Source organism: Geodermatophilus sp. URMC 65 (assembly GCF_053502545.1).
Window position 1 is genome coordinate 5,036,831 of sequence record NZ_CP199954.1, and the last position, 24,278, is coordinate 5,061,108.

Annotated in this window: 22 protein-coding genes and 2 pseudogenes; 17 read left to right on the forward strand and 7 right to left on the reverse strand. The window is 74.8% G+C overall.

From position 1 onward, the window contains the following. Positions 1-49: 49 nt before the first annotated feature. Positions 50-1,690, forward strand: a complete 1,641-nt coding sequence (locus ACWIX7_RS24360; RefSeq protein WP_448618979.1) for a serine hydrolase — start codon at positions 50-52, stop codon at positions 1,688-1,690. A 93-nt stretch (positions 1,691-1,783) separates the two neighbouring features. Here the strand turns inward: ACWIX7_RS24360 and ACWIX7_RS24365 are convergent, their stop codons facing one another. Beyond that, positions 1,784-3,025 carry an FAD-dependent oxidoreductase gene (locus tag ACWIX7_RS24365; RefSeq protein ID WP_448618980.1) on the reverse strand — a complete coding sequence of 414 codons (1,242 nt, stop codon included), beginning with the start codon at positions 3,023-3,025 and terminating at the stop codon, positions 1,784-1,786. A 311-nt stretch (positions 3,026-3,336) separates the two neighbouring features. On the opposite strand from ACWIX7_RS24365, the gene ACWIX7_RS24370 reads away from it, so the two are divergent. The 7 genes and pseudogenes from ACWIX7_RS24370 to ACWIX7_RS24400 all read left to right on the forward strand — a co-directional run bounded on the left by ACWIX7_RS24370 (position 3,337) and on the right by ACWIX7_RS24400 (position 8,124). Next, positions 3,337-3,618, forward strand: a complete 282-nt coding sequence (locus ACWIX7_RS24370; protein ID WP_448622205.1) for a hypothetical protein — start codon at positions 3,337-3,339, stop codon at positions 3,616-3,618. Continuing rightward, positions 3,566-3,787, forward strand: a pseudogene (locus ACWIX7_RS24375) (transposase); the annotation flags it as partial. The gene ACWIX7_RS24370 and the pseudogene ACWIX7_RS24375, both read left to right, overlap by 53 nt. 285 nt (positions 3,788-4,072) lie before the next feature. After that, positions 4,073-4,315, forward strand: coding sequence for a hypothetical protein (locus ACWIX7_RS24380; RefSeq protein WP_448622185.1), 243 nt, complete (start codon positions 4,073-4,075; stop codon positions 4,313-4,315). A 111-nt stretch (positions 4,316-4,426) separates the two neighbouring features. Next, positions 4,427-6,811, forward strand: coding sequence for a hypothetical protein (locus tag ACWIX7_RS24385; protein WP_448618981.1), 2,385 nt, complete (start codon positions 4,427-4,429; stop codon positions 6,809-6,811). A gap of 55 nt (positions 6,812-6,866) precedes the next feature. Continuing rightward, a pseudogene (locus ACWIX7_RS24390) lies at positions 6,867-7,161 on the forward strand (transposase); the annotation flags it as partial. Between the two features lie 160 nt (positions 7,162-7,321). Beyond that, positions 7,322-7,492 (forward strand): hypothetical protein, encoded by a 171-nt coding sequence (locus tag ACWIX7_RS24395; protein WP_448618982.1) that lies wholly within the window; start codon positions 7,322-7,324, stop codon positions 7,490-7,492. 128 nt (positions 7,493-7,620) lie between these two features. After that, positions 7,621-8,124, forward strand: coding sequence for a hypothetical protein (locus tag ACWIX7_RS24400; RefSeq protein WP_448618983.1), 504 nt, complete (start codon positions 7,621-7,623; stop codon positions 8,122-8,124). 26 nt (positions 8,125-8,150) lie between these two features. Here ACWIX7_RS24400 and ACWIX7_RS24405 read toward each other — a convergent pair whose 3' ends face one another. Genes ACWIX7_RS24405 through ACWIX7_RS24420 form a run of 4 tightly spaced genes read right to left on the reverse strand, consistent with a single transcriptional unit; the run spans position 8,151 to position 11,684 of the window. Beyond that, a complete protein-coding gene (locus ACWIX7_RS24405) occupies positions 8,151-8,540 on the reverse strand; it encodes a universal stress protein (protein WP_448618984.1) in 390 nt (129 codons plus the stop codon). Beyond that, the gene (locus tag ACWIX7_RS24410) at positions 8,537-10,051 is read right to left on the reverse strand and encodes a tripartite tricarboxylate transporter permease (protein WP_448618985.1); all 1,515 of its coding nucleotides are present in this window, start codon (positions 10,049-10,051) and stop codon (positions 8,537-8,539) included. Before ACWIX7_RS24410 ends, ACWIX7_RS24405 begins: the two co-directional genes overlap by 4 nt. Before the next feature lie 8 nt (positions 10,052-10,059). Further along, positions 10,060-10,674, reverse strand: coding sequence for a tripartite tricarboxylate transporter TctB family protein (locus ACWIX7_RS24415; protein ID WP_448618986.1), 615 nt, complete (start codon positions 10,672-10,674; stop codon positions 10,060-10,062). Beyond that, entirely contained in the window at positions 10,671-11,684 is a 1,014-nt protein-coding gene (locus ACWIX7_RS24420; protein ID WP_448618987.1) for a tripartite tricarboxylate transporter substrate binding protein, read from the reverse strand. The genes ACWIX7_RS24415 and ACWIX7_RS24420 overlap by 4 nt, the downstream gene beginning before the upstream one ends. A 138-nt stretch (positions 11,685-11,822) precedes the next feature. Here ACWIX7_RS24420 and ACWIX7_RS24425 point away from each other — a divergent pair, with 138 nt between their 5' ends. From ACWIX7_RS24425 to ACWIX7_RS24455, 7 genes are all read left to right on the forward strand, one after another. Continuing rightward, the gene (locus tag ACWIX7_RS24425) at positions 11,823-12,716 is read left to right on the forward strand and encodes a LysR substrate-binding domain-containing protein (protein ID WP_448618988.1); all 894 of its coding nucleotides are present in this window, start codon (positions 11,823-11,825) and stop codon (positions 12,714-12,716) included. Positions 12,717-12,851: 135 nt separating this feature from the next. Next, entirely contained in the window at positions 12,852-13,766 is a 915-nt protein-coding gene (kdgD, locus tag ACWIX7_RS24430) for a 5-dehydro-4-deoxyglucarate dehydratase (RefSeq protein WP_448618989.1), read from the forward strand. A 17-nt stretch (positions 13,767-13,783) separates the two neighbouring features. Then, positions 13,784-15,115, forward strand: coding sequence for an enolase C-terminal domain-like protein (locus tag ACWIX7_RS24435; protein WP_448618990.1), 1,332 nt, complete (start codon positions 13,784-13,786; stop codon positions 15,113-15,115). A gap of 17 nt (positions 15,116-15,132) precedes the next feature. Then, positions 15,133-16,305, forward strand: a complete 1,173-nt coding sequence (locus ACWIX7_RS24440; protein ID WP_448618991.1) for an L-talarate/galactarate dehydratase — start codon at positions 15,133-15,135, stop codon at positions 16,303-16,305. Between the two features lie 29 nt (positions 16,306-16,334). Then, positions 16,335-17,864, forward strand: a complete 1,530-nt coding sequence (locus tag ACWIX7_RS24445; protein ID WP_448618992.1) for an aldehyde dehydrogenase (NADP(+)) — start codon at positions 16,335-16,337, stop codon at positions 17,862-17,864. Beyond that, positions 17,861-18,727, forward strand: a complete 867-nt coding sequence (locus tag ACWIX7_RS24450; RefSeq protein ID WP_448618993.1) for an ATP-grasp domain-containing protein — start codon at positions 17,861-17,863, stop codon at positions 18,725-18,727. The genes ACWIX7_RS24445 and ACWIX7_RS24450 overlap by 4 nt, the downstream gene beginning before the upstream one ends. Beyond that, positions 18,724-19,644 carry an AEC family transporter gene (locus ACWIX7_RS24455; protein WP_448618994.1) on the forward strand — a complete coding sequence of 307 codons (921 nt, stop codon included), beginning with the start codon at positions 18,724-18,726 and terminating at the stop codon, positions 19,642-19,644. The genes ACWIX7_RS24450 and ACWIX7_RS24455 overlap by 4 nt, the downstream gene beginning before the upstream one ends. 8 nt (positions 19,645-19,652) lie before the next feature. Here the strand turns inward: ACWIX7_RS24455 and ACWIX7_RS24460 are convergent, their stop codons facing one another. Further along, positions 19,653-20,297 (reverse strand): maleylpyruvate isomerase family mycothiol-dependent enzyme, encoded by a 645-nt coding sequence (locus ACWIX7_RS24460; RefSeq protein WP_448618995.1) that lies wholly within the window; start codon positions 20,295-20,297, stop codon positions 19,653-19,655. Between the two features lie 169 nt (positions 20,298-20,466). On the opposite strand from ACWIX7_RS24460, the gene mqo reads away from it, so the two are divergent. Beyond that, the gene (gene mqo / locus ACWIX7_RS24465) at positions 20,467-21,945 is read left to right on the forward strand and encodes a malate dehydrogenase (quinone) (protein ID WP_448618996.1); all 1,479 of its coding nucleotides are present in this window, start codon (positions 20,467-20,469) and stop codon (positions 21,943-21,945) included. Continuing rightward, positions 21,942-23,348, forward strand: coding sequence for an FAD-binding oxidoreductase (locus ACWIX7_RS24470; protein WP_448618997.1), 1,407 nt, complete (start codon positions 21,942-21,944; stop codon positions 23,346-23,348). Before mqo ends, ACWIX7_RS24470 begins: the two co-directional genes overlap by 4 nt. Before the next feature lie 365 nt (positions 23,349-23,713). On the opposite strand, the gene ACWIX7_RS24475 is transcribed toward ACWIX7_RS24470, so the two are convergent. Continuing rightward, a complete protein-coding gene (locus ACWIX7_RS24475) occupies positions 23,714-24,049 on the reverse strand; it encodes a hypothetical protein (protein ID WP_448618998.1) in 336 nt (111 codons plus the stop codon). Positions 24,050-24,278: the final 229 nt, after the last annotated feature.

The following is a 24,278-nucleotide window of genomic DNA, read 5'->3' on the forward strand; positions in this document are numbered from 1 at the left end:
CGCTCGACGAGCAGGCGTCCGCGCGGCGGCGCCGGTCAGGACCGTGCCCGTGTCCGAGTCCCCGAACGCAGCAGCCCTCCGCCGTCGCAGGCTCAGGTCGACCGGCACGGCCGCGGCCGTCGCCACCCTGACCGCCCTGACGTCGGCCTGCGCCACCGGCGCCGTGGCCGCTCCCGCACCTGCGACGAGCACGCTGCCCCCGGTGCCGCCGGGGCCGGCCGCGTCGCTGAGCCAGGAGCAGGTCGAGCACGCGGTCAGCAGCCTGGACGGGCTGGTGACGGACGCCATGGACCGCACCGGGGTCCCCGGCGTGGCCGTCGCCGTGGTCTACCGGGACCAGGTCGTGTACTCGAAGGGCTTCGGGGTCCGGGAGGTCGGCAGGCCCGAGCCCGTGGACCCGGACACGGTGTTCCAGCTCGCCTCGGTGTCCAAGCCACTGGCGTCCACCGTCATCGCCGGCGTCGTCGGGCAGGGTGTCGTCGAGTGGGACCAGCCTGTCGGTCGGTACGACCCGTCCTTCGCCCTGAACGACCCCTACGTCACCGAGCACGCCACCCTCGCCGACCTGCTGTCGCACCGCAGCGGACTGCACACGGGGGCGGGTGACCTGCTCGAGGACCTCGGCTTCGACCGCGAGTACGTCCTGTCGCACCTCGACCAGCAGCCCCTGGACCCGTTCCGGTCGAGCTACAACTACAGCAACTTCGGGTACACGGCGGGCGGGGAGGCCGCGGCCGTCGCCACGGGGACGTCGTGGGAGGACCTGGCCGACCAGGTGCTCTTCGACCCGCTGGGGATGACCGACACCAGCTACCGCCACGAGGACTACGTGGCCGCGGCCGACAAGGCCGTCATCCACGTGCCGGCCGGCGACGGGACCTGGGTGGCCCGCTACACCCGGGACGCCGACGCCGAGGCGCCCGCCGGTGGTGCCAGCTCCTCCGTGCGCGACCTGGCCCAGTGGATCCGCCTCCAGCTGGGCAACGGCGTGCACGACGGCACCCAGGTCATCGACCCCGACGCACTGGCGGTCACCCGTGTCCCGCACTCCGTCTCCAGTCCGCCGGCGTCCCCGGACGCCCGCACCGGCTTCTACGGCCTGGGCTGGAACGTCTCCTACGACGACCAGGGACGGCTGCAGATCGGGCACTCCGGCGCCTTCGCCCTCGGCGCCGCCACCTCGGTGCTCATGCTCCCCGCCGAGCAGCTCGGCATCGTCGCCCTGACCAACGGGCACCCCGAGGGCATCCCCGAGGCCATCACCGCCGGCTTCCTCGACGTCGCCGGCCACGGGGAGCCGACCGTCGACTGGCTCACCTTCCTCTCCGGGATCTTCGCCCAGATCGAGCAGGCCGACGCCCCGGAGACCGACTGGTCGCAGCCGCCGGCCGACCCGCAGCCGGCGCGCGACCTCGCCGCCTACACCGGCACCTACGCCAACTCCTACTACGGGCCGCTCACCGTCACCACCGACGGCGACCGCCTCGCCATGACGATGGGCCCGGCGCAGGCGCCGACGACGTTCCCGCTGACCCACCACTCCGGCGACGTCTTCACCTTCGAGTCGATCGGCGAGAACGCCAACGGCCTGGCCGGGGCCCTGTTCACCGTCGACGGGGGTGGGACGGCGGCGAGCGTGCGGCTGGACTTCTACGACCGGGAGGGGCTGGGCACCTTCACCCGCGAGTGATCCCGAACGGCGCCCCCGACCGCACCGGCCGGGGGCGCCGCCGGGTCAGCCCGAGTGCGCCGGGGCGCGCCGCCGGCCGGGGGCGCCGCCGGGTCAGCCCGAGTGCGCCGGGGCGCGCCGGGCGAAGGCCGGCGCGTGCTCGGGCCGCAGTCCCACGCCGATCAGGTACGCCGGGACGACGGAGAGCTGCGGGAACCGGTGCACCAGCGCGAGCACCGGCTTCGGCGGGCCGGCCCGCCGTCCCTCGACCAGCGGGCCCACGAAGCCCCGGTGCAGCGCCCGCTGCAGCGTCTGCACGGCCACGGTCGGCAGGATCCGGCGGGCGCGCACGGCGGCCAGGTCGGAGGGGCCCACCGTGCCGTTCCGCAGCGGCTCGGCCAGCAGGGTCGCGGCGGCGACGGCATCCTGGACGGCGAGGTTGATGCCGACACCGCCGACCGGCGACATCGCGTGCGCGGCGTCGCCGATGCACAGCAGCCCGTCGACGTGCCACTGCACCAGGCGGTCGACCCGCACGTCGAGGTGCTTGACGTCGTCCATCGAGCGCAGCGTGTCCACCCGGTCCCGGAACTCGGGGATGAGCTCGGCGACGTCCGCGCGGAACGCCTCGATCCCGCGGGCCCGCAGCTGCGCGTCGGTGCCCTTGCGGCCGATGTAGGCGATCTGCAGGAAGTCCTCGCGCGGGATGACGACGGCGAACCGGCCGGGCGCCGCGTGGGGGGACAGGGCGGAGGGGCGGTCGTCGGGCAGGCGGGGGACCCGGAACCACCAGGCGTCGATGGGGACGGCGAACTCCTTGGGCCGCAGTCCCGCCTGCAACCGAGCGAGGGAGTGCCGGCCGTCGCAGGCCACGGTCAGGTCGGCACGGATCTCGCCGGTATCGCCGTCCGCCGTCCGGTAGCGCACCCCGCGGACCCGTTCGCCCTCGCGCAGGAGGTCGGTCATCTCGGTCGACATCCGCAGCGTGAACGTCGGCTCGCGCCGGCCGGCGTCGGCGAGCAGGTCGAGCAGGTCCCACTGCGGCGTCATCGCGATGTAGGGGTAGGGGACGTGCAGCCGGCGGAAGTCCCCGAGGGTCACGGTGCCCCCGTCGGCCGTGGGGATGACGACCTGCTCGACCTTCGTGTGCGGCAGCCGGTCGAACTCCCCGGCCAGGCCCAGCTCGTCGAGCAGCTGCAGCGTCGAGGGGTGCACGGTGTCGCCGCGGAAGTCGCGGAGGAAGTCGGCATGCTTCTCCAGCACGGTCACCTCGACGCCGGCGCGGGCCAGCAGCAGGCCCAGCACCATGCCGGCGGGACCGCCGCCGACCACCACGCAGGTCGTGTGCTCACTCATGCGCCGGCCTCCCGTCGGCCACCCGGGACGCGTCCGGCGTCGCGGGGCGGATGGAACGCCCCCTCTCTACCGTCGAGTCGTCCGGACGGGAAGGGCAGCCCGACCCCGTTCCCGTGGCCCGGCGCGCCGGTGCCGCCGGCCCGTCCACGGGTCCAGGCGGACGCCCCGGGTGCGGGAGCGCTCGAGTCCCTCCGACGCCGGACCCACGGGTGTCGGTGCGAGCCGTTCCACCAGTGCCGGTCGTCGGGTGGAGGGGCGGTAGGTCACGGCTGCCCCTTCGCGCACGGCGCCTCCCTCGGCATGGAGGTCGCATGCTGCTGGAGAACCCGGTGGGGGTGCTCGCCGGACTGCGCGCCGCTGGCCGCCGGCGGCTGCTGACCGTGGTCCGCAAGGCCGCCGGGCGCTGGCGAGCAACGCGTGGCCGACGTCCTTGCCGCACCGGCCCAGCAGACCGTCGTCGTGCCGGCAGCGCCGCGGCGGAGAAGGTGCTGCCACGGCCGGCCACCTCCCTGGCCGGCGTGCTCGCCCACCGGCGGGCGATTGCCGCCGAGGTCGAAGGGTCCTCGATGCCCACCCTCTTGCCCGGGTCATAGCCTCGATGCCCGGCGTGGGGTCAGGACCGCAGTCCGCGTCCTGCTCGAGGTCGGCGACGGCGGCGGCGCACCGACCGGCGGCCGTCTGGCCGACTACGCCGGCCTGGCCCCGGTCAGCCTCCGCTCGGGTGGCTCGATCCGCGGTGAACATCCACCCCCGCGCGGGCAACAAGCAGCCCAGGCCACGACGCCGCCCGCATCTGCCTGGCCCGCCGCCGCGTCGACGTCCTGGTGCGCCATGCGCCGCGACGGCACCCCCTGTACGAGCCCCAACCGGCTTGCCCGAATCCATGAATCCATAGGGCCTGCCCCCCTTGTCGCCGGGGGCCCGCCCTTTGTCGCCGGGGGTTTCCCCGATTGTGACCGGGGTCGCTCCTGCCGGATTGTATGCGTCGTCGGGTTCGGGATTCGGCCGGCTCGACGAGCCCCTCCCTCTACGACACAGGAGAGATCCATGTTCGAGATGTTCGAAGACCAGAGCGTCGAGCTGCTGCCGGCCCGTACCGTGATGAGCACCGTCTCTCTCGGCAGGCGGCGGCGCCGCGGCAACGTCAACGTGGCCGTCGGCGGTGACGGCGGTAACGGCGGTGCCGGCGGTGCCGGCGGTGACAACAACGTCAACATCGGTGCCGGCGGCGCCGGCAACGGCGGCGACGGCGGTAACGGCGGCAACGGCGGCAGCGCCACGGCAGGCTGATCAGGCCCGCCGCTGCGGGCGGTGTCGCCCGCGGGTGAATGTCCGGTGGAGGGGCGGTCGGTCGCGGCCGCCCCTCCACGCACGCCGCCGCCCATCCTGGAGGTCGCATTGTTGCTGCAGGACCCGGTGGAGGCGCCGCCGCTGGCCGGCGCGCGCCGGGTGCACCGGCTGGTGCAGGGCACCGAGCTCCTCGGTGAGTACCAGGGCGGCGGCTTCCGGGAGCCGAAGTTCCTGATCCGCCGCTCCGACGGGCAGGTGCTGCAGCTGCCCGATCTGCTCTACCGGGTGGCCGGCGCGCTGGACGGCCGCCGCGATGACGCCGCGCTGGCCGCGGACCTGGCCGCCGAGCTGGGCCGGGAGCTGACCGCGGAGCAGTTCTGCTTCCTGGTGGAGGAGAAGCTGCGCCCGGTGGGCATCGTGGTCGGCGATGCCGCCGACCCGGGCGCGGGCGTGCCGGCCGCGCCGGTCCGGTCCGATCCGCTGCTGGCGCTGCGCTATCGGGTGGGGGTCGTGCCCGAGCGGATGGTGTGGCGGCTGGCCGGGCCGTTCCGCTTCCTGTTCCGCCGGCCGGCGTGGCTGGCGGCGCTGGCCGCGCTGCTGGCCGTGGATGTGGCGATCGTGGCCGCCGGGGACCTGCTGGACACCTCCCTGCGCGGGGTGGAGCAGCTGGTCCGCCATCCCGAGCTGTTCCTCGTGCTGTTCGTCTTGACCCTGCTGTCGGTGGTGTTCCACGAGATCGGGCACGTGACCGGCTGCCGCTTCGGCGGGGCCCGCCCCGGCGACATGGGCGTGGGGGTGTACCTGGTCTGGCCGGCCTTCTACAGCACGGTCACCGACGCCTACCGGCTGGACCGGGTCGGCCGGCTGCGGACGGACCTGGGCGGGGTGTACTTCAACGCGGTGTTCCTGGTCGCCACCGGGCTGCTCTACCTGCAGACCGGCCAGCCCTGGCTGCTGCTGGCCCTCATCGGGCTGCACACCGAGACCGCCTGGCAGTTTCTGCCCTCGATCCGGCTCGACGGCTACTACATCCTCGGCGACCTGGTCGGCGTGCCGGATCTGTTCGGCTACATCCTCCCGGCCCTCAAGAGCCTTCTGCCCGGGCGGCCGGTCCATCCCCGGATCCGGGACCTGCGCCCCGGGCCGCGCCGGCTGATCATCGGCTGGGTCGCCGTCACCGTTCCCCTGATCCTGGGCTACCTGGCCGCGTTCCTGATCATCCTGCCGCACGCGGTGCCGGTGGTGGTCCGCGAGCTGCGCACCTACCTGCAGCTGCTGGAACAGCACGTCCGGGCCGGCCACGTCGTGGAGACCACCGTCGGCGTGCTGCAGGGGTTCTTCCTGCTCGTGCCGTGGATCGGCTCGGCGATGGCCACCTGGATGCTGCTCCAGTGGATCGCGAGCTGGAGCCCCCGCCGCCGGGAACGCCGGTGGGGACCCGGCCGGGTGCCCTCCGGCACGTGGGGCCGGGTTCGTCGCGGCGCAGCGCTGGCCGGTGTCGGAGCCCTGGCCGCCCTGGTGGTGGCGCGGGTCTGGCAGGTCGGGACGTCGCTGCCCGCGTCCCCCGGAGAGCTCGGGCTGACCGACGAGTCCTTATCCGGGGTGGCCGGCGCCCCAGGGGCCGCGGATCTGCTCCGAGCCCATGTGGCCGTGCTCGGCTGGTTGACCGGCGCCGATGGGGGCGACCCCGGCACCCTGGACGGGAGCCGGCTGCTGGCCGTGGTCTGCACGGCCGTGCTGGTCACCTGCCTTCTGCTCTTCGCCGCGAGACGGCGGGTCCGGCTCGCGGTGGTGACGTTGCCGCTGCTGGCCGCGCTGGTCATGGGGCCGGCGGTCGGCGCGCTCGCCGGCGTGAACGGTGCCGTGGTGGGTGCGGCCTGGGCCGCCGCGGGCCTGCTCGCCCTGACCCCGACCCCGCGCCGCGCCAAGCACCGGCCCCCCAGAGGAGCCAAGCACCGCCGCCGCAGACGACCAGCGGGGACGGCTCCGGGCGCGGCCGCGGTCGCCGTCGGGATCCTGCTCTGCCCCCTCGTCGCCGTGCCGCTGGCCGCCGGTCTGGCCGTCGTGCTCGCCCGCGGCACGCTGGGGGCCGACCGGCGGGCAGGTCCGCGCTGGGCCGCCGCGGTCCTCCTCACCGCCGCGGCGGTGCTGGCCGCGCTCCAGGCGGACCCGCTGGGTGGCCAGCTGGTCACGGGGCCCGACCGCACCGTGCTCCTGCTGGCCGCCGGGCTGGTCACCGTCGCCGGATGCGCGTTCCGCCGGCTCCGCCCCTGGGCGGCCGCGGCGGCCCTCGCGCTCCTCATGGGGGCACTGCCCTGGCCCGGCGCCGGCGCGGCGCTGCCGCTCGTGGTGGTGACGGCCGTGCCGCTCGCGATGCTGATGACCGACGCGCTGATCGGGAGGCCGGTCGCCGACCGCCCGCACCCGATGGTCAGGGCTGCCCTCGCCGTGCCGATCGGCATCCTGGTCATCGTCGGCGCACTGTTCACCCCCTGAGCGCCCCGTCTCGCGCCTGCCGCGCTCGCCCTGCCCACCACCTCTCCGTCGAGGAACCTCGATGCCCGGCGTGGGGTCAGGACCGCAGTCCGCGTCCTGCTCGAGGTCGGCGACGGCGGCGGCGCACCGACCGGCGGCCGTCTGGCCGACTACGCAGGCCTGGCCCCGGTCAGCCCCCGCTCGGGTGGCTCGATCCGCGGTGAACATCCACCCCCGCGCGGGCAACAAGCAGCCCAGGCCACGACGCCGCCCGCATCTGCCTGGCCCGCCGCCGCGTCGACGTCCTGGTGCGCCATGCGCCGCGACGGCACCCCCTGTACGAGCCCCAACCGGCTTGCCCGAATCCATGAATCCATAGGGCCTGCCCCCCTTGTCGCCGGGGGCCCGCCCTTTGTCGCCGGGGGTTTCCCCGGTCGTGACCGGGGTCGCTCCTGCCGGATTGTATGCGTCGTCGGGTTCGGGATTCGGCCGGCTCGACGAGCCCCTCCCTCTACGACACAGGAGAGATCCATGTTCGAGATGTTCGAAGACCAGAGCGTCGAGCTGCTGCCGGCCCGTACCGTGATGAGCACCGTCTCTCTCGGCAGGCGGCGGCGGCAGCAACAACAGCAGTGGCGCTTGCGAGGGCTACGGCGGCACCCCCAGCTCCGGCAGCAGGTGATCAGGCCCGCCGGCGGGTGATGTCGCCCGCTGGTGAAGGTCCCTTGCGGGCGCCCGGACGGTGGCAGGACGATCGTGCGCACGGGCCCGGTGGACGCGCATCGGCCGACCGTCGCGGTCGTCGCCGGGCATTCCCGGGAGGGGGCTCCGTGCGTCGTGCCGTCAGCGGCCTGCTGGCCTGGTTCGTGGTCTTCGGCCTGGTTGTCGGCGGGTGGCAGACGCTCGCGCCGCGGTCCTTCTACGAGGACTTCCCGGGCTTCGGACGGACCTGGGTGAGCGTCGACGGCCCCTACAACGAGCACCTGCTCCGGGACGTCGGTCAGGGCAACCTCGCCCTCGGGGTCGTGGCCCTCGTCGCGCTGCTGACCGGCGGGGTGTGGCTGGCTCGGGCGACGGGCCTGGCCGCGGTCGTGGCCTACCTGCCGCACCAGCTCTACCACCAGCTGACCCTGCACCTGCTCGAGACCAGGAGCGACGCGGTCCTGCAGACCCTGACGCTGACCCTGGTGTCGGTCGCCGCGGTGCTGCTCACCGTGCTCGCGTTCCGGCTGCCGGTCGGTGAGCGACCGACGCGGGGGCCGGCCCTGCGGCCCGACCCGGTCCGCGTCCCCGGCCAGGACGCCGGACGCCGGCACGCCGTCCCGGGGGAGTGAGCCCGCAGGACGGTGGACCGCGGACGTCAGGGCTTGACGGCGAGCACCGGGCGGTCGGCGTCAAGCAGGATCCGCTGGGCGGTGCTGCCCATGAGCAGCTTGCCCACCGGGGAGCGCTTGCGCAGGCCGATCACGATCATCTCGGCGTCGACCGCGCCGGCGACGCGCACCACCTCGTCGGCGACGTCGCCGGTGTGCGCCTCCTGGTGCACCTCGACGTCGACGCCGGCCGCGGCGGCGCGTTCCACCAGCGCCCGCACCGCGTCCTCGTCGGCCATGGCGGCGCTGACCGGCGCGCCCTCGCGCGGGGTGTTGAGCAGCACCAGCCGTCCGCCGCGGCGGCCGGCCTCCTCGACGGCCGCGGCGAAGGCGGCGTCCCCCTCGGGCGTCGGGACGTAGGCGACGAGGACGGTCACACGAGCTCCTTGGTCTTCTGGCGGTCGTTGCTCCGCCGGCGGGAGAGGGCGCCCCGGATGACCGGGAGCAGCGCCACGAGGAAGAACAGGACGAGCAGCGTCCCGGAGATGGGGCGGGTGAGGAAGCCGGTCGGGTCGCCGTCGAACAGCAGCAGCGAGCGGCGCAGGGAGTCCTCGAGCAGCGAGCCGAGGACGAAGGCGAGCACCAGCGGGCCCGGGTCGAAGCCGAGCTTCTTCATCAGGTAGCCCAGCGCCCCGAAGACGACCACCAGCCCGATGTCGAAGACGTCGTAGTTGACCGTGTAGACCCCGATCAGCGTGATGAGCACGGTGATCGGCGCGAGGATCGTGGCCCGCACCCTCAGGATCTTCACGAACAGGCCGACCAGCGGGATGCTCATGATCAGCAGCAGGATGTTGCCGATGTACATGGAGTTGACCACGCCCCAGAACAGCTCGGGCTCCTGGTCCACCAGCTGCGGGCCGGGGCTCACGCCCTGGATGAGCAGCGCGCCGTAGATGACCGCCATGGTCGCGTTGGCGGGGATGCCCAGGGTGAGCAGCGGGATGAAGGACGACGTGGCGGCCGCGTTGTTGGCCGACTCGGGCGCGGCGACGCCCTCGACGGCACCCCGACCGAAGCGTTCCGGCGTCTTCGACCGGCGCTTCTCCAGCGCGTAGGAGGCCAGCGAGGCGAGGGTGGCGCCGCCGCCGGGCAGGATGCCGAGGAAGAAGCCCAGGACCGAGCCGCGCCCGATGGCACCCGAGGACTGCCGGAGGTCCGTCCGCGACGGCCACACGTTGGCCACCTTCGCGGGGGCGTGCACGGCCCGGTGGCGCTCCTCCAGGTTGTAGAGGATCTCGCCCAGGCCGAACAGGCCCATGGCGATCGGCACGAAGTCCAGGCCGTCGGCGAGCGAGAGGTTGTCGAAGGTGAACCGCTCGGCGCCGGTGAACCCGTCGCGGCCGACCGTGGCCAGCAGCAGGCCCAGGCAGGCGGCGATCACGGCCTTGAGGCGGTCCCCGCTGCTGACGGTGGCGACGAGCAGGATGCCCAGCAGCGCCAGGGCCGTGTACTCCGGCGGGCCGAAGTCGAGGGCGAAGCCGGCCACCAACGGGGCGACGAAGGACAGCGCGACGATCGAGACGGTGCCGCCGATGAACGAGCCGACCGCGGCGATGCCCAGCGCGGTGCCGGCTCGGCCGTTGCGAGCCAGGGCGTGACCGTCGAAGACGGTGACGACCGAGGAGGCCTCGCCGGGGAGCCGCAGCAGGACCGAGGTGATCGTGCCGCCGTACTGGGCGCCGTAGAAGATGCCGGCGAGCATGATGATCGCGGTCACCGGCTCGATGCCGATGGTGATCGGCAGCAGGATCGCGATGGTGGCCGCCGGGCCGAGGCCGGGCAGCACGCCGACCAGCATGCCGACGACGACGCCGATGAGGCAGTAGAGCAGGTTGGTCGGCTCGAGCACGACGCCGAAGCCGTCGAGCACCGGGGTGAGGTCCACGGCGTCTCCTAGAACAGGTGCGGGATGGGGACCGAGAGGGCCGCCACGAAGATGAGGTAGAAGGCGACCACCATGGCGAGGCTCCCGACGATCGAGGTGCGCCAGCTCTCGTGGCCGAGGAATCGGAGCCAGACGAAGGCGAGCAGTGCCGCGGGGATCTCGAAGCCGATGACCGAGATGACCGCGACGAAGACGACCATGGTCGCCAGGCCGGCGAGCACCAGCCAGCTGGTGCGGGAGAACCGCTCGGCGTCGGTGGTGCGCCGGGCGGTCGCCACGAGGCCGAGGCCGAGGACGACGATCGCCACGCTGAGCAGGAGCGGCCAGGTCCCCGCCTCGGGGCTGCTGGCGCTGCCGACGTCGACGGCCAGGGAGCCGACGACCGCGGCCACCCCCAGGGCGACGACGGCCGCGGCGACGACCAGGTTGCCCAGCAGCCCGGCGGCCGGCGGGCGGCCCTCGTGCTCCTCGGCCTCGACCTGGTGGATGGCCTCCTCGAGGTCGAAGTCGTCGGCGGGGGACTCCACCGGCGGCGCCCCGGGGCCGGCCTCGGGGGTGGCCCCGGCGGCCGTGCGGCCGCCGGGGCGCCCCGGGCCGTGCGCCCCGCCTGCGGGAGAGGTCACGAGTCCCCGCCGAGGTCGATCGAGTACTGCTCGACGACGCCGCGGTACCGCTCCAGGTTCGACGTCCAGGTCTCGCGGACCTCCTCGCCGTCGACCTCGTTCGGGGTGAGCTGGTTGTCCTGGTTGAACTGCTGGTAGGCCTCGGACTCGAAGGCCGTCTGGAACGAGGCCTGCAGGGTCTCGATCACGTCCTCCGGCGTGCCCTTGGGGGCGAACACCGCGCGGGACTGCTGCACCGGCACGTCGTAGCCGGCCTCGACGGCGGTCGGGGTGTCGGGCAGGTAGCTGACCCGCTCCTCGGCGAAGGTCACGATCGGCGTCAGCTCGCCGGCCTCGATCTGCTCGATGGCCTCGCCCAGCTGGATGGAGCCGACGTCGACCTGGCCGCCGAGCACGGCGGTGAGGGTCGGGGACCCGCCGTCGAAGGGGACGGCGGTGGCCTCGATGCCGGCCTGGTTGAACAGCAGCTCCTGGGAGAGCTGGCTGCCGGTGCCGACGCCCGTCGTCCCGAAGGTGATCGGCCGGCCGGCGTTGGCCAGGTCCTCGACCGTCGTGAAGCCGGAGGACGGCGCGGTCACCAGCACGTAGTCGTCCTGGCTGACGCCGGTGACGATCTCGTAGTCGGCGATGTCGGGCGCCTCGCCCTCGGCGACGGCCAGCGGCGTGATGTAGGCCAGGCTGCCGTTGTAGACCATCAGGGTGTGGCCGTCGGGCTGCGCACTGGCCAGCTCCTGGGCGGCGAGCGCGCCGTTGGCGCCGGGCCGGTTCTCCACGGTGACCGGGACGCCGAGGTCGTCGGAGACCTCGTCGGCGAGCGCGCGGGCGATCAGGTCGGTGCTGCCGCCCGGGTCCTGACCGACCAGCACGGTGATCGGGTCGCCGCCCGGGAAGTCCTCGCCCTCGGCGGCCTCTCCGCCGCCGACGTTGCCGCCGCAGGCGGCCAGCGACAGGGCCAGGGCGAGGCCGGTGCCGGCCGTCGCCCACCGGCGCGCGCGGTTGTTCGTGGTCATTCGTTCTCCTCGGAGAGCAGCCGGAGCCGGCCGCGGGCGGTGTGAGTGGCGTCACGGACGCCGGGTCGTCGGCGAGCCTAGGAAGGCTTGCTCATGCCTGTCCAAATCCATTGAGGCATCGATTGATACCTTGTCGGCATGGCCTTTACGCTGGAGCAGCTCCGCGGGTTCGTCGCCGTCGCCGACGAGCTGCACTTCGGTCGAGCCGCCGCTCGGCTGAGGATGACCCAACCGCCGTTGAGTCGGCAGATCCAGAAGCTCGAGCGGGTCGTCGGCGCGCAGTTGCTCGAGCGGGACAACCGCCGGGTCACCCTCACGGCTGCCGGTCAGGTCTTCCTCGTCGAGGCGCGCAGGCTGCTCGGCCTGGCGGACTCCGCGCCCGAGCTGGCCCGGCGGGTGTCGTCGGGGGCCAGCGGCGTGGTGCGCATCGGCTTCACCGCCGCCTCGACCTACGGCATCCTCGGCCGGCTGCTCAACGACCTGGCGCAGGAGCTGCCCGACGTCGACGTCGACCTCGCCGAGATGGTGACCCGCGAGCAGGTCGCCGGGCTGCTCAACGAGGAGGTCGACCTGGGCCTCGCACGCCCGCCGTTCGACGAGGACGCGTTCGGCCACCGGCTGCTGCACCGGGAGGCGCTGCTCGTGGCCGCGCCCGTCGGGCACCGGCTGCTGGAGCTCGGCCGGCCGGTGACCGCCACGGACCTCGCGTCGACGCCGGTCGTCATGCACTCGCCGACCCAGGCGAAGTACTTCTACGACCTGGTCGCCGGCGTCGCACCCATCGCCGCCGAGAACACCGTGCACACCGTCAGCCAGGTGCTCACCATGCTCTGGCTGGTGGCGGCCGGCCGCGGGGTGGCCTTCGTCCCGGAGTCGGCGGCGCGGCTGCCCATCGAGGGGGTGTCGTTCGTCCGGCTGGAGACGCCGGTGCCCGAGCCGGTCGAGCTGCACCTGCTCTGGGCCAAGGACTCGAAGAACCCCGCGCTGTGGCGGGCGCTCGCCGTGCTGGAGCAGCAGGCGGGCCGACTCTGATACCAGCCGGGCATCGAGCGATGCGAAAGTGCTCTTGGACGTGCATCGTCTGTGGTTCCTACGGTGGCCGCGACCACAGCCCGCGCCGCCGGAGGACCCCGGCGCGGACCCGTCGGACCCAAGGACACGATCCCCGTGACGCTGCTGCCCCCGGACGCCCTCGCTGACCGGCTGAAGTCCGGCCTGCTCTCCTTCCCGGTGACCCACTTCGACGCCGAGCTCCAGTTCGACGAGGCCCGGTACCGCGAGCACCTGGCGTGGCAGGCGGGCTACGACGTCGCCGGCCTGTTCGCCGCGGGTGGCACCGGCGAGGGCTTCTCCCTGACGCCGGCCGAGATCGACCGGGTCGTGCGCGTCGCCGTCGACGAGGTGGCCGACCGGGTGCCGGTCATCGCGCCGGCCACCGGCGGGACCGCCGTCTCGGTGGCGCAGGCCCAGGCCGCCCAGGCCGCCGGCGCCTCCGGGCTGCTGCTCTTCCCGCCGTACCTGACCGAGGCCAGCCAGCAGGGCCTCGTCGAGCACATCAGCGCCGTGTCCCGCGCCACCGACCTCGGCGTCATCGTCTACAGCCGCGCCAACGCCGTCCTCACCGACGCCACCGTCGCCGAGGTCGCCGAGCGCAACCCCAACCTGATCGGCCTCAAGGACGGCGTCGGTGACATCGAGCAGATGACCCGCACGTACGCCCGCGTCGGCGACCGGCTGATCTACGTCGGCGGGCTGCCCACCGCCGAGACCTTCGCGCTGCCGCTGCTGCAGCTGGGCGTGACCACGTACTCGTCGGCGCTCTACAACTTCCTGCCCGAGTTCGCGCTCCGCTTCTACGCCGCGGTGCGCGCCCAGGACCGCACCGCCGTCTACCAGATGCTCAACGACTTCGTGATCCCGTACCTCGACATCCGGGACCAGGCCAAGGGCTACGCGGTCTCCATCGTCAAGGCCGGCCTCACCGCGGTCGGCCGCGACGGCGGGCGGGTCCGCCCGCCCCTGACGGACCTGACCGAGGCCGAGCTCGCCGAGCTCACCGCCCTGGTCGACAAGGTCTCCTGAGCCCCGTGGAGGACCAGATGACCGGCCGCACGCCCACCGTCGCCCGCGTGGAGGTGGTGCCCGTCGCCGGGCACGACAGCATGCTGCTCAACCTCAGCGGCGCGCACGGGCCCTTCTTCACCCGCAACCTCGCGATCGTCACCGACAGCGAGGGCCGGACCGGCGTCGGGGAGGTGCCCGGCGGCGAGGCGATCCGTCGCACCGTCGAGGACGCCGGCGCGGTGCTCACCGGGCAGCCGGTGGCGCGGTACGGCAGCCTGCTCCGCCAGGTGGCCGCCACCTTCGCCGACCGGGACGCCGGCGGCCGCGGCCTGCAGACCTTCGACCTGCGGACGACGATCCACGCCGTCACCGCGCTGGAGTCCGCGCTGCTCGACCTGCTCGGCCAGCACCTCGGCGTCCCGGTCGCCGAGCTGCTCGGAGAGGGCCAGCAGCGCGACAGCGTGCCGATGCTGGGCTACCTCTTCTACGTCGGCGACCGCCGCGCCACCGACCTGCCCTACCTGGCCGAGACCGACCCGGCCGACGACTGGGAGCGGTTGCGGCGCGAGCCGGCGCTGACCCCCGAGGCGGTCGTCGCGCTGGCCGAGGCGGCGCAGGCCCGCTACGGGTTCTCCGACTTCAAGCTCAAGGGCGGCGTGCTCGCCGGCGAGGAGGAGGTCGCCGCGGTCCGCGCGCTGGCCGCCCGCTTCCCCGACGCCCGGATCACCCTCGACCCGAACGGCGGCTGGCTGCTCGCCGAGGCCGTCGAGCTGTGCCGCGACCTGCACGGGGTGCTGGCCTACGCCGAGGACCCGGTCGGCGCCGAGGGCGGCTACTCCGGCCGCGAGGTCATGGCCGAGTTCTGCCGGGCCACCGGGCTGCCGACGGCGACCAACATGGTCGCCACCGACTGGCGGCAGATGGCGCACGCCATCCGCTCGAACGCCGTCGACATCCCGCTGGCCGACCCGCACTTCTGGACGATGCGCGGCTCGGTGCGGGTCGCCCAGCTCTGCCACGAGTTCGGGCTGACCTGGGGCTCGCACAGCAACAACCACTTCGACGTCTCGCTGGCGATGTTCACCCATGTCGGCGCGGCGGCCCCGGGGCGGATCACCGCCCTGGACACGCACTGGATCTGGCAGGACGGGCAGGCGCTGACCCGCGAGCCGCTGCAGATCCGGGACGGCGCGATCGCCGTCCCCAGCGCGCCCGGCCTGGGCGTCGAGCTGGATCGCGACGCCGTGGCCGCCGCGCACGAGCTCTACCTCGAGCACGGGCTCGGCGCGCGGGACGACGCGGCCGCGATGCAGTACCTCGTCCCCGGCTGGGCGTTCGACCCCAAGCGCCCCTGTCTCGTCCGCTGAGCGACCGGAGCCCCGACATGACGACGACCGTCCCCACCCTGCTGCAGTCCACCGCCCCGGCGGTCCTCGACCGCATCGAGTCGGTGACCCTCTCCTCGGTCACCCTGCCGCTGCCCAACCCGATCAGTGACGCGAAGGTCTTCACCGGCCGGCAGCGGCCGATGACCGAGGTCGCGTTCCTGTTCGCCGAGGTCACCACCGAGGGCGGCCACGAGGGCGTCGGGTTCAGCTACTCCAAGCGGGCCGGTGGCCCGGCACAGTTCGCGCACGCGAAGGAGGTCGCGCCCGACCTGATCGGCGAGGACCCCAGCGACATCGCCCGGCTGTGGACCAAGCTGGTCTGGGCCGGCGCGTCGGTGGGCCGCAGCGGCGCCTCGACCCAGGCCATCGCCGCGATCGACGTCGCGCTGTGGGACCTCAAGGCCAAGCGCGCCGGCCTGCCGCTGGCCAAGCTGCTGGGCGCGCACCGCGACTCGGTGCGCTGCTACAACACCTCCGGCGGCTTCCTGCACGAGTCCGTCGACCAGGTCAGGGACAACGCCACCCGCACCCTCGAGCAGGGCATCGGCGGCATCAAGATCAAGGTGGGGCTGCCCGACTCGGCCGAGGACCTGCGCCGGGTCCGCGCCGTCCGCGAGCACCTCGGCGACGGCGTGCCGCTCATGGTCGATGCCAACCAGCAGTGGGACCGGCCGACCGCCATGCGGGTCAGCCGGCGGCTGGAGGAGTTCGACCTGGTGTGGATCGAGGAGCCGCTCGACGCCTACGACGCCGAGGGCCACGCGCAGCTGGCCCGGTCGCTGGACACCGCGATCGCCACCGGCGAGATGCTGACCAGCGTCGCCGAGCACGCCGAGCTGATCCGGCACGGCGCGGTCGACGTCCTCCAGCCCGATGCTCCGCGCATCGGCGGCATCACCCAGTTCCTGAAACTGGCCACCCTCGCCGACGTCGCCAACCTGCAGCTGGCTCCGCACTTCGCGATGGAGATCCACGCCCACCTGGCCGCGGCCTACCCTCGCGAGCCGTGGGTGGAGCACTTCGACTGGCTGCACCCGCTGTTCAACGAGCGGTTGGAGACCCGCGACGGGCGCATGTACATCTCCGACCGGCCGGGCCTGGGCATCACCCTCAGCGAGCAGACCCGCGCCTGGACGGTCGACCGCGTCACCGTCGGCGCCATCCGCTGACCACCCGCACCACAGCACAGGAGGCAACCGTGTCCGCACCCCCCGACCGCGGGGTCGTCAGCACCGACCCGCGCACCGGCGAGACCGTCGAGGTCGTCGCCCAGGAGACCCCCCGCGAGGAGGTGGACCGGCTCTGCACGGCCGCGCTCGCCGCGGCCCCCGCCTTGGACGCCCTCGGCCGCGCCGGCCGGGCGGCGCTGCTGCGCGCCCTCGCCGACGCCCTGGAGGCCCGGCGGGACGACGTGGTCGCCGTCGCGGACCGCGAGACCGCCCTCGGCCCGACCCGGCTGAACGGCGAGCTCACCCGCACCTGCTACCAGCTGCGGCTGTTCGCCGAGGTGCTCGACGAGGGCAGCTACCTCGAGGCCGCGATCGACTCCCCCGGGCAGACCCCGATGGGCCCGCGCCCGGACCTGCGCCGGATGCTCGTCCCGATCGGCCCGGTCGCGGTCTTCGGAGCCAGCAACTTCCCGCTCGCCTTCTCCGTGCCCGGCGGCGACACCGCCTCGGCGCTGGCCGCCGGCTGCCCCGTCGTGGTCAAGGCGCACGGCTCGCACCCGGCGACCTCGCAGCTGGTCTTCGACGTCCTGGACGCCGCCGCCCGCGAGGCCGGCGCGCCCGACGGCACGCTCGGCATCGTGCACGGCCTGCAGGCCGGCGCCGACCTGGTCGCCCACCCCGCGATCCGCGCCGTCGGCTTCACCGGCTCGGTCAACGGCGGCCGCGCCCTGCTCGAGATCATCGAGCGGCGGCCCGACCCGGTGCCGTTCTTCGGCGAGCTGTCCAGCCTCAACCCCGTCGTCGTGACGCCGGCGGCCGCCGCCGAGCGGGGGACGACGATCGGCACCGAGCTGGTCGGCTCCTTCACCCTCGGCGGCGGCCAGTTCTGCACCAAGCCGGGGCTGGCGTTCGTGCCGGCCGGCCCCGAAGGCGACGCCGTCGTCGACGCGATGGCCGAGGCCGTGCGCGGCACGGCCGCCCCGGTGCTGCTCAACGAGGGCATCGCCGCCTCCTACGAGCGAATCTCCGACGGCCTGGCCGGAGCGCCGGGCGTCGAGGAGATCGCCCGCGGCGGGGAGCCCTCGGGCCGGGGCTTCGAGGCCGTGCCGCGGCTGCTGCAGACGACCGCCGCCGCGCTGCCCGAGCAGGTGACCGAGGAGTGCTTCGGTCCGGTGTCGGTCGTCGCCCGCTACGACGGCGAGAAGGAGCTGTTCGCCGCGCTCGACGCCATGCCGTCCTCGCTGACCGCGACCGTGCTGCGCGGCGAGGGGGAGACCGACCTGCCGCTTGCCGTCTCGCAGGAGCTGCGCACCCGGGCCGGCCGGCTGGTCTACGACGCCTACCCGACCGGCGTGGCGGTCTCCTGGGCGCAGCACCACGGTGGGCCGTGGCCGTCGACGAACTCGCAGCACACCTCGGTGGGGACGACGGCGATCCGTCGCTTCCTGCGCCCGGTCACCTGGCAGGGGGCGCCACAGGAGGTGCTCCCGGCCGAGCTCACCGACGACTACCGCGGCATCCCGCGGCGGGTCGACGGCGTCCTGCAGCTGCCCCGGTGAGCCGGCGGGTCGCCCTCGTCAGCTCCGAGCGCGGCCTGCGCGTCGACCCGGACCTCCCGCTCGCCGCGCCGGCGCTGCGGGAGGCCGGGTACGCCGTCGACTGCGTGCGCTGGGACGACCCGGCGGTCGACTGGGCCGGGTACGACCTGGCCGTCGTGCGCTCCTGCTGGGACTACGCCTGGCGGCGGGCGGAGTTCCTGGCCTGGGCCGGCGCCGTCCCGCGGCTGCGCAACGACGCCGCCGTGCTGCGCTGGAACACCGACAAGACCCACCTGCGCGACGTCGAGGCCGCCGGGCTGCCCGTCGTGCCCACCGTCTGGGACCCGGCGAGCGCCGCCGACCTGCCCGACGCGGGGGAGTGGGTGGTCAAGCCGTCGGTGTCCGCGGGCGCCCGGGACACCGCGCGCTGGACCGATCCTGGCGACGTCCTCGCGCACGTCGTGCAGCTGACCGCGGCCGGCCGGACGGCGATGGTGCAGCCGTACCAGGCCAGCGTGGACGACGCGGGGGAGACGGCGCTGCTGTTCCTCGGCGGGCGGTTCTCGCACGCCGCGCGCAAGCCCCCGATGCTCGGCCGCGGCGAGGGCGTGCGTCAGGACCGCAACGGCCGCCGGGGCGTGCGACCGGCCACCACGACGCCGGAGCAACGGGAGCTGGCGCAGGCGGTGGTCGACGCCGTCCCCGCGCTGGCCCGTGATGCCGCACCGCTGCTCTACGCGCGGATCGACCTGGTCGCCGACGCCGCCGGTCGGCCGGTGGTGCTCGAGGTCGAGCTCACCGAGCCGAACCTGTTCCTCCCGCAGGCCCCGCCGGAGGCGCTGCCCCGGCTGGTCCGCGCGGTCGGGGACGCGCTCGCCGCGTGAACGGGGTGGTGGGGGGCTTCGCCGCCCTCACCGCGGTCATCGCCGTCGGTTGGCTGGTCGCGCGCACTGGCACCCTGGGACGGGACGCCGCGGCGGTGCTCTCGAAGCTCTCCTACGTCGTGGCGACGCCGGCGCTGCTGCTGCTCACCCTCGCCGACGCCGACCCCGGCGTGCTGGTGTCACCGGCGCTGGTCGCCACCGCCGGCAGCGCGGTGCTGGCCGCGCTGCTGTTCGTCGGGCTGGCGCGCTGGCGCTGGCGGCTGCGGCCGGCCGAGCTGACCGCCGGCGGGCTGGCGTCCTCGTACGTCAACGCCGGCAACCTCGGCGTCCCGATCTCGGTGTACGTGCTGGACGACGCCTCGTTCGTCGCCCCCGTGCTGCTGTTCCAGGTGCTGGTCATGGCGCCGGTCGGCCTCGCCGTGCTGGCCGGGTCGCGCGCGCAAGGGCGCTCGCGCTGGCGGGTGCTGGTCCAGCCGCTGGCCACGCCGGTCGTCCTCGGCTGCGCCCTCGGCGTGCTGGTGGCCGCGACCGGGGTCGAGCTGCCGGCGCTGGTGCTGCAGCCGGTCGAGCTCACCGCCGGGCTGGCCGTGCCCGCGGCCCTGCTCGCCTACGGCATGAGCCTGCACGGCGCGCCGCGACCGGCGTCCGGCGAGGGCGCCGGGCCGGTGTGGCTCGCGGTGGCGCTCAAGACGGTGGGGCAACCGGCGCTGGCCTACGCCCTCGGCCGCTGGGTCGCCGGCCTCGACGGGGGAGCGCTGCTCGCGGTCACGGTGACCTCCGCGCTGCCCACGGCGCAGAACGTCTTCGTCTACGCCGCGACCCACGGCCGCGGCACGCTGCTCGCCCGGGACGTCGTCCTGCTCAGCACCGTCCTGTCGGTCCCGGTGCTGGTCGGCATCGCCCTGCTCCTCGGCTGACCGCCGGCTCAGGCCGCAGCGGACCGGAGCCGCGCACGCACCTCGGGGACGCCGTCGCCGGTGAGCTCGTCGAGGGCCGCCGGTCGGCCGGCGAGCGTGCAGAGCAGCGCGGTGGCCGGCCCGCTGACCGGGAGGCCGGTGCCGTGGCGCCAGTCCGCGTCGGTGGCCGCGAAGGCCAGTCCGTCGAGCAGGCCGGCGGCGAGGGCGCGACGGCCGGTCAGCTGGCCGAGGGCGATGCCGGCGTCCTCCGGGTCGGTCGGCGACGGGACGCCGAGCGGCCGGTAGACGTCCTGGGCGTGGATCACGAGGTGGCTCAGCGGCGCCTCCGCCGGCGCTCCCGGCCCCGCCTCGAAGCGCCGGTGCTCGGTGTCCCGCAGGGCGGTGACCACCTGCGCGGGGGACCGCGGGTCGCGGCGGGCCCAGCGGTCCGCGGCCCGGTCGAAGCGGAAGCCGGAGCGCGCCATGAGGGCGAGGAACCGGGGCATCGAGAGCTCGTAGGGCATGAGCAGGTGGACGACGAGGTCGCGCACCGTCCAGCCGGCGCACAGGCTCGGTGTGCGCCACTCGTCGGCGTCGAGGCCCTCCAGCACGGTGAGCAGCCGGTCCCGCTCCCGGCGGACCCGCAGGTCCACGTCGTCCTCGTTCGCCGTCATCCCGGTGCCCTCTCGTCGGTCCGCTCGCCGCGGACGCCGGGTCCGCGTGTCCAGAGCAGTGACGCCCGGTGGCGGGCGGACTCATCGCCGCTCCCCATGCCCGCTGGGCATCGCGTCATGCCACACCGGTCTTGGACAGGCATCGCGGTGGCTCCCTAGCGTGCGCATCGTGCGCGGAACCGGGCCGGTCGAGAACTGGGACGCCGTGCTGGTGGGCGGCGGGGTGATGAGCGCGACGCTCGGCGTGCTGCTCGCCCACGCCGAGCCGGACCGGCGGGTCCTCGTCGTCGAGCGGCTGGACGAGGCCGGGTGCGAGAGCTCGGCTGCGGAGAACAACGCCGGCACCGGGCACGCCGGGCTCTGCGAGTTCAACTACACGCCGCGGCGGCCCGACGGCACCGTCGACCCGAGCGCCGCCCTGCTGATCGCCGAGCAGTTCGCCACGTCCCTGGTGTTCTGGGCCCGGCTGGTCGAGCGCGGTGAGCTGGGGCCACCCGGGGCGTTCGTCCGGTCGGTGCCGCACCTGGGCCTGGGCCGCGGCGCCGACGGGGTGGCGTACCTGCGGGCCCGGTTCGAGGCGCTGCGCGGCTCCCCGCTGTTCGCCGACCTCGAGTACAGCGACGACCCGGCCGTGCTCGCCTCCTGGCTGCCCCTGGTCCTCCGGGGCCGCACGGACGGCGAGCCGATCGCCGCCACCCGGGCGGCGCAGGGCACCGACGTCGACTTCGGCGTCCTCACCCGGCAGCTGCTGGCGGCCCTGCGGGCGCGCGGTGCCGAGGTGCGGCTGGGCACCGAGGTCACCTCGCTGCGGCGACGCGGCGAACGCTGGGAGCTGGCGCTGCGGGACCGGGCGACGGGGGCGCGCCGGCGGGTGCGGACGCCGTACGTCTTCGTCGGCGCTGGCGGCGGGACGCTGCCGCTGCTGCAGTCGGCGCGGGTGCCCGAGGTCCGGCGGTACGGCGCCTTCCCGATCAGCGGCCGGTTCCTGCGCACCGACCACCCCGAGCTGGTGGCCGCGCACCGCGGCAAGGTCTACGGCCACGCCGAGCCCGGCGCGCCGGCGATCTCCGTGCCGCACCTGGACCTGCGGGTGGTCGACGGGCGCGAGTCGCTGCTGTTCGGTCCGTTCGCCGCGTTCTCGCCGCGCTTCCTCACCCGCGGCCGACTCGGCGACCTGGTCCGCTCGGTGCGGCCGGGGAACCTGCCGGTGCTGCTCGCCTCGGTGCGCGACAACCGCGCGTTGATCGCCCACCTGGTCCGCCAGGTCACCGCCCGGCCGTCGTCCCGGATGGCCGCGCTGCGCCGGTTCGTGCCCACGGCGCGCGAGGAGGACTGGCGGCTGGTGAGCGCCGGGCAGCGGGTCCAGGTGCTCAAGGAGACCGACGGGCGCGGCACCCTGGTCGGCTTCGGCACCGAGGTCGTCACCTCCGCGGGCGGGTCGCTGGCCGCCCTGCTCGGCGCCTCGCCGGGGGCCTCCACCGCCGTGGCCACCGTGCTCGACGTCCTGGACACCTGCTCCCCCGGACGGCGGGACGAGTGGGGCCCGCGGCTGGCGGAACTCGTGCCGCTCCCGACGCCCGAGGAGCTGGCCCGGGCGCGCCGGGTGCTCGGCCTGGCGCCGGTGCTCGCCGTCGGGGGTGCGCGGTGACCGCGGACCTCGCCGCCCGGCTGCGGGACCTCGTCGGGCCGGCCGGCGTGGTCGACGACCCGGCGGGCTTCCTCACCGACTGGCGGGGCGCGTACTCGGGGACGGCGGCGGCCGTCGTCCGCCCCGGCAGCACCGAGGAGGTGGCCGCGGTGGTCGCGCTGTGCCGGGAACTCGGCGTCGCCGTCGTCCCGCAGGGCGGCAACACCGGGCTGTGCGGCGGCGCGGTGCCCGACGCCTCCGGCCGGCAGGTGGTGCTCTCCCTGACCCGGATGCGGCGGATCCGGGACCTCGACGCGGCGAACTCGACGATCACCGTGGAGGCCGGGGTGGTGCTGCAGACGGTGCAGGAGGCCGCCGCGGCCGCGGGCCGGCTGTTCCCCCTGTCCCTGGGCGCCGAGGGCAGCTGCACGATCGGCGGCAACCTGGCCACCAACGCCGGCGGCACGGGGGTGCTGCGCTACGGCACGATGCGCGACCTCACCCTGGGTCTGGAGGTCGTGCTGCCCGACGGGCGGGTGTGGAACGGGCTGCGCGGCCTGCGCAAGGACAACACCGGCTACGACCTCAAGCACCTGTTCGTCGGGGCCGAGGGGACGCTCGGCGTCATCACCGCCGCCGTGCTGGAGCTGTTCCCGGCCGTCCGCAGCCGGGCGACGGCGTGGGTGGCGCTGCCGGACCCGCAGGCGGCGGTGGACCTCATCGGCGTGGTCCGCGAGTCGGCCGGCGACCGGCTGACGGCCTTCGAGCTCATGTCCCGGCAGAGCGTGGAGTTCGTGCTGCGCCACGGACCCGGCGCGCGCGACCCGATCGCCGACACCTCCCCCTGGTACGCGCTGGTCGAGCTCAGCGACACGCTGCCCGACGCCCGCCTCGACGCGGTGGTCGAGGCGGCGCTGGGGGAGGCGGTCGAGCGGGGGATCGTGACCGACGCCGTGGTGGCCTCCGGGTCGGCGCAGGTCGCCGCGCTGTGGGCGCTGCGCGAGGGCATCTCCGAGGCGCAGAACTGCGAGGGCCCGAGCCTCAAGCACGACGTCACCGTGCCGATCAGCGCGCTCCCGGCGTTCGTGGCCGCCACCGACCGGGCGCTGGCCGCGGCCCTGCCCGGCGTCCGGGTGGTGGCCTACGGCCACGTCGGGGACGGCAACCTGCACTACAACCTGAGCGGGCCCGAGCCGAGGGACGACGGGGCCTTCCGCGCGCGGGCCGGCGTGCTGAGCCGGATCGTGTACGACTCGGTGGCCGCCTTCGACGGCAGCATCAGCGCCGAGCACGGGCTCGGGCAGGCCAAGCGGGATGTGATCGCCGACTACAAGAGCCCGCTGGAGCTGGAGCTGATGCGCGGGGTCAAGCGGCTGCTCGACCCGGCCGGGTTGATGAACCCCGGCAAGGTGCTGCCCGGCTGACCGGGTGGGGCGGGCGGCGCCCCCGGGCCGGCCGGGAGCGGCGCCCGGTCACCAGCGGAGGGGATCGGTCAGCCGGGACTGCGCCGTGCGGCAGGCTCGGCAGTTGCCCCACGAGACGATGGCCAGCGGCGTCGTCGGCGACCCGCACTCGGGGCAGTCGACCGGCTCGCCCGACCGGCTGCGGGCCTCGGTGATCTCGCGGGACCGCTCCTCGTGGATCTTCTCGTCGCCCCGGCAGGGGCACCCGAGATGGGCTTCGGCGCAGCGTCCGCGGTGTGTGGCGATGGGGCCTCCTCGTCTCGGGGCGACGCTACCCGCCGGCCCGGTCCGCGACGGCCGAGCCGCGCCGAGCGCGGTCCCGCGGGTCAGCGGTCGCGGCGGCTGACCCGCAGGACCATCCCGTCGGCGCCGGCGAGGACGACCAGCGAGCCGCGGCGGAAGCGGGTCCGCGTCGGGGTGTCGGGATGGGGCGAGACGTCGTCGGGCGCGTCGAGGCAGCGCTGGATGTCGGCCTCGCCGATGCCCATGCCGGTCGCCGCCTCCCGGGCGCCACGCGTCATCCGCAGTACCGGGCCCCGGCGACCCCGGGAGGGGGGTCCTGCGGGGCGGATCGGGTCGCTGGGGGACCGGACGTCCGTGGCGTCGTCGGGGTCGTACCCCGTGGACGGGGGAGCGACGAAGGTCAGAGCGGGTGCGCTCATGCAGGGTCCAGACTGGACGGGCGGGGGCCGGTGGCCGCTCCGCGGTGGCGGGCGCCGGTCGGCGCCAGGGGCCCGGGTGCGCGTCGCGCTGCGGCCGGGCGGGAGTCGGTGGCGCGAGCACCGAGCGGGCTCGCGATCACCACGCTACGCGCCGGCATCGGAGGACCGGCCTCGACGGGCGGTTCCGCGCCCGGCGAGCGGGTGACGCGCCCGGTGCGGGATGTCGACG

Coding starts and splice junctions, on each gene's coding strand:
- ACWIX7_RS24440 (WP_448618991.1), top strand. CDS start 15,133: ATGACGACGACCGTCCCCACCCTGCTGCAGTCCACCGCCCCGGCGGTC.
- ACWIX7_RS24475 (WP_448618998.1), bottom strand. CDS start 24,049: ATGAGCGCACCCGCTCTGACCTTCGTCGCTCCCCCGTCCACGGGGTAC.
- ACWIX7_RS24370 (WP_448622205.1), top strand. CDS start 3,337: ATGCTGCTGGAGAACCCGGTGGGGGTGCTCGCCGGACTGCGCGCCGCT.
- ACWIX7_RS24395 (WP_448618982.1), top strand. CDS start 7,322: ATGTTCGAGATGTTCGAAGACCAGAGCGTCGAGCTGCTGCCGGCCCGT.
- ACWIX7_RS24435 (WP_448618990.1), top strand. CDS start 13,784: ATGACCGGCCGCACGCCCACCGTCGCCCGCGTGGAGGTGGTGCCCGTC.
- ACWIX7_RS24420 (WP_448618987.1), bottom strand. CDS start 11,684: ATGACCACGAACAACCGCGCGCGCCGGTGGGCGACGGCCGGCACCGGC.
- ACWIX7_RS24460 (WP_448618995.1), bottom strand. CDS start 20,297: ATGACGGCGAACGAGGACGACGTGGACCTGCGGGTCCGCCGGGAGCGG.
- ACWIX7_RS24425 (WP_448618988.1), top strand. CDS start 11,823: ATGGCCTTTACGCTGGAGCAGCTCCGCGGGTTCGTCGCCGTCGCCGAC.
- ACWIX7_RS24365 (WP_448618980.1), bottom strand. CDS start 3,025: ATGAGTGAGCACACGACCTGCGTGGTGGTCGGCGGCGGTCCCGCCGGC.
- ACWIX7_RS24380 (WP_448622185.1), top strand. CDS start 4,073: ATGTTCGAGATGTTCGAAGACCAGAGCGTCGAGCTGCTGCCGGCCCGT.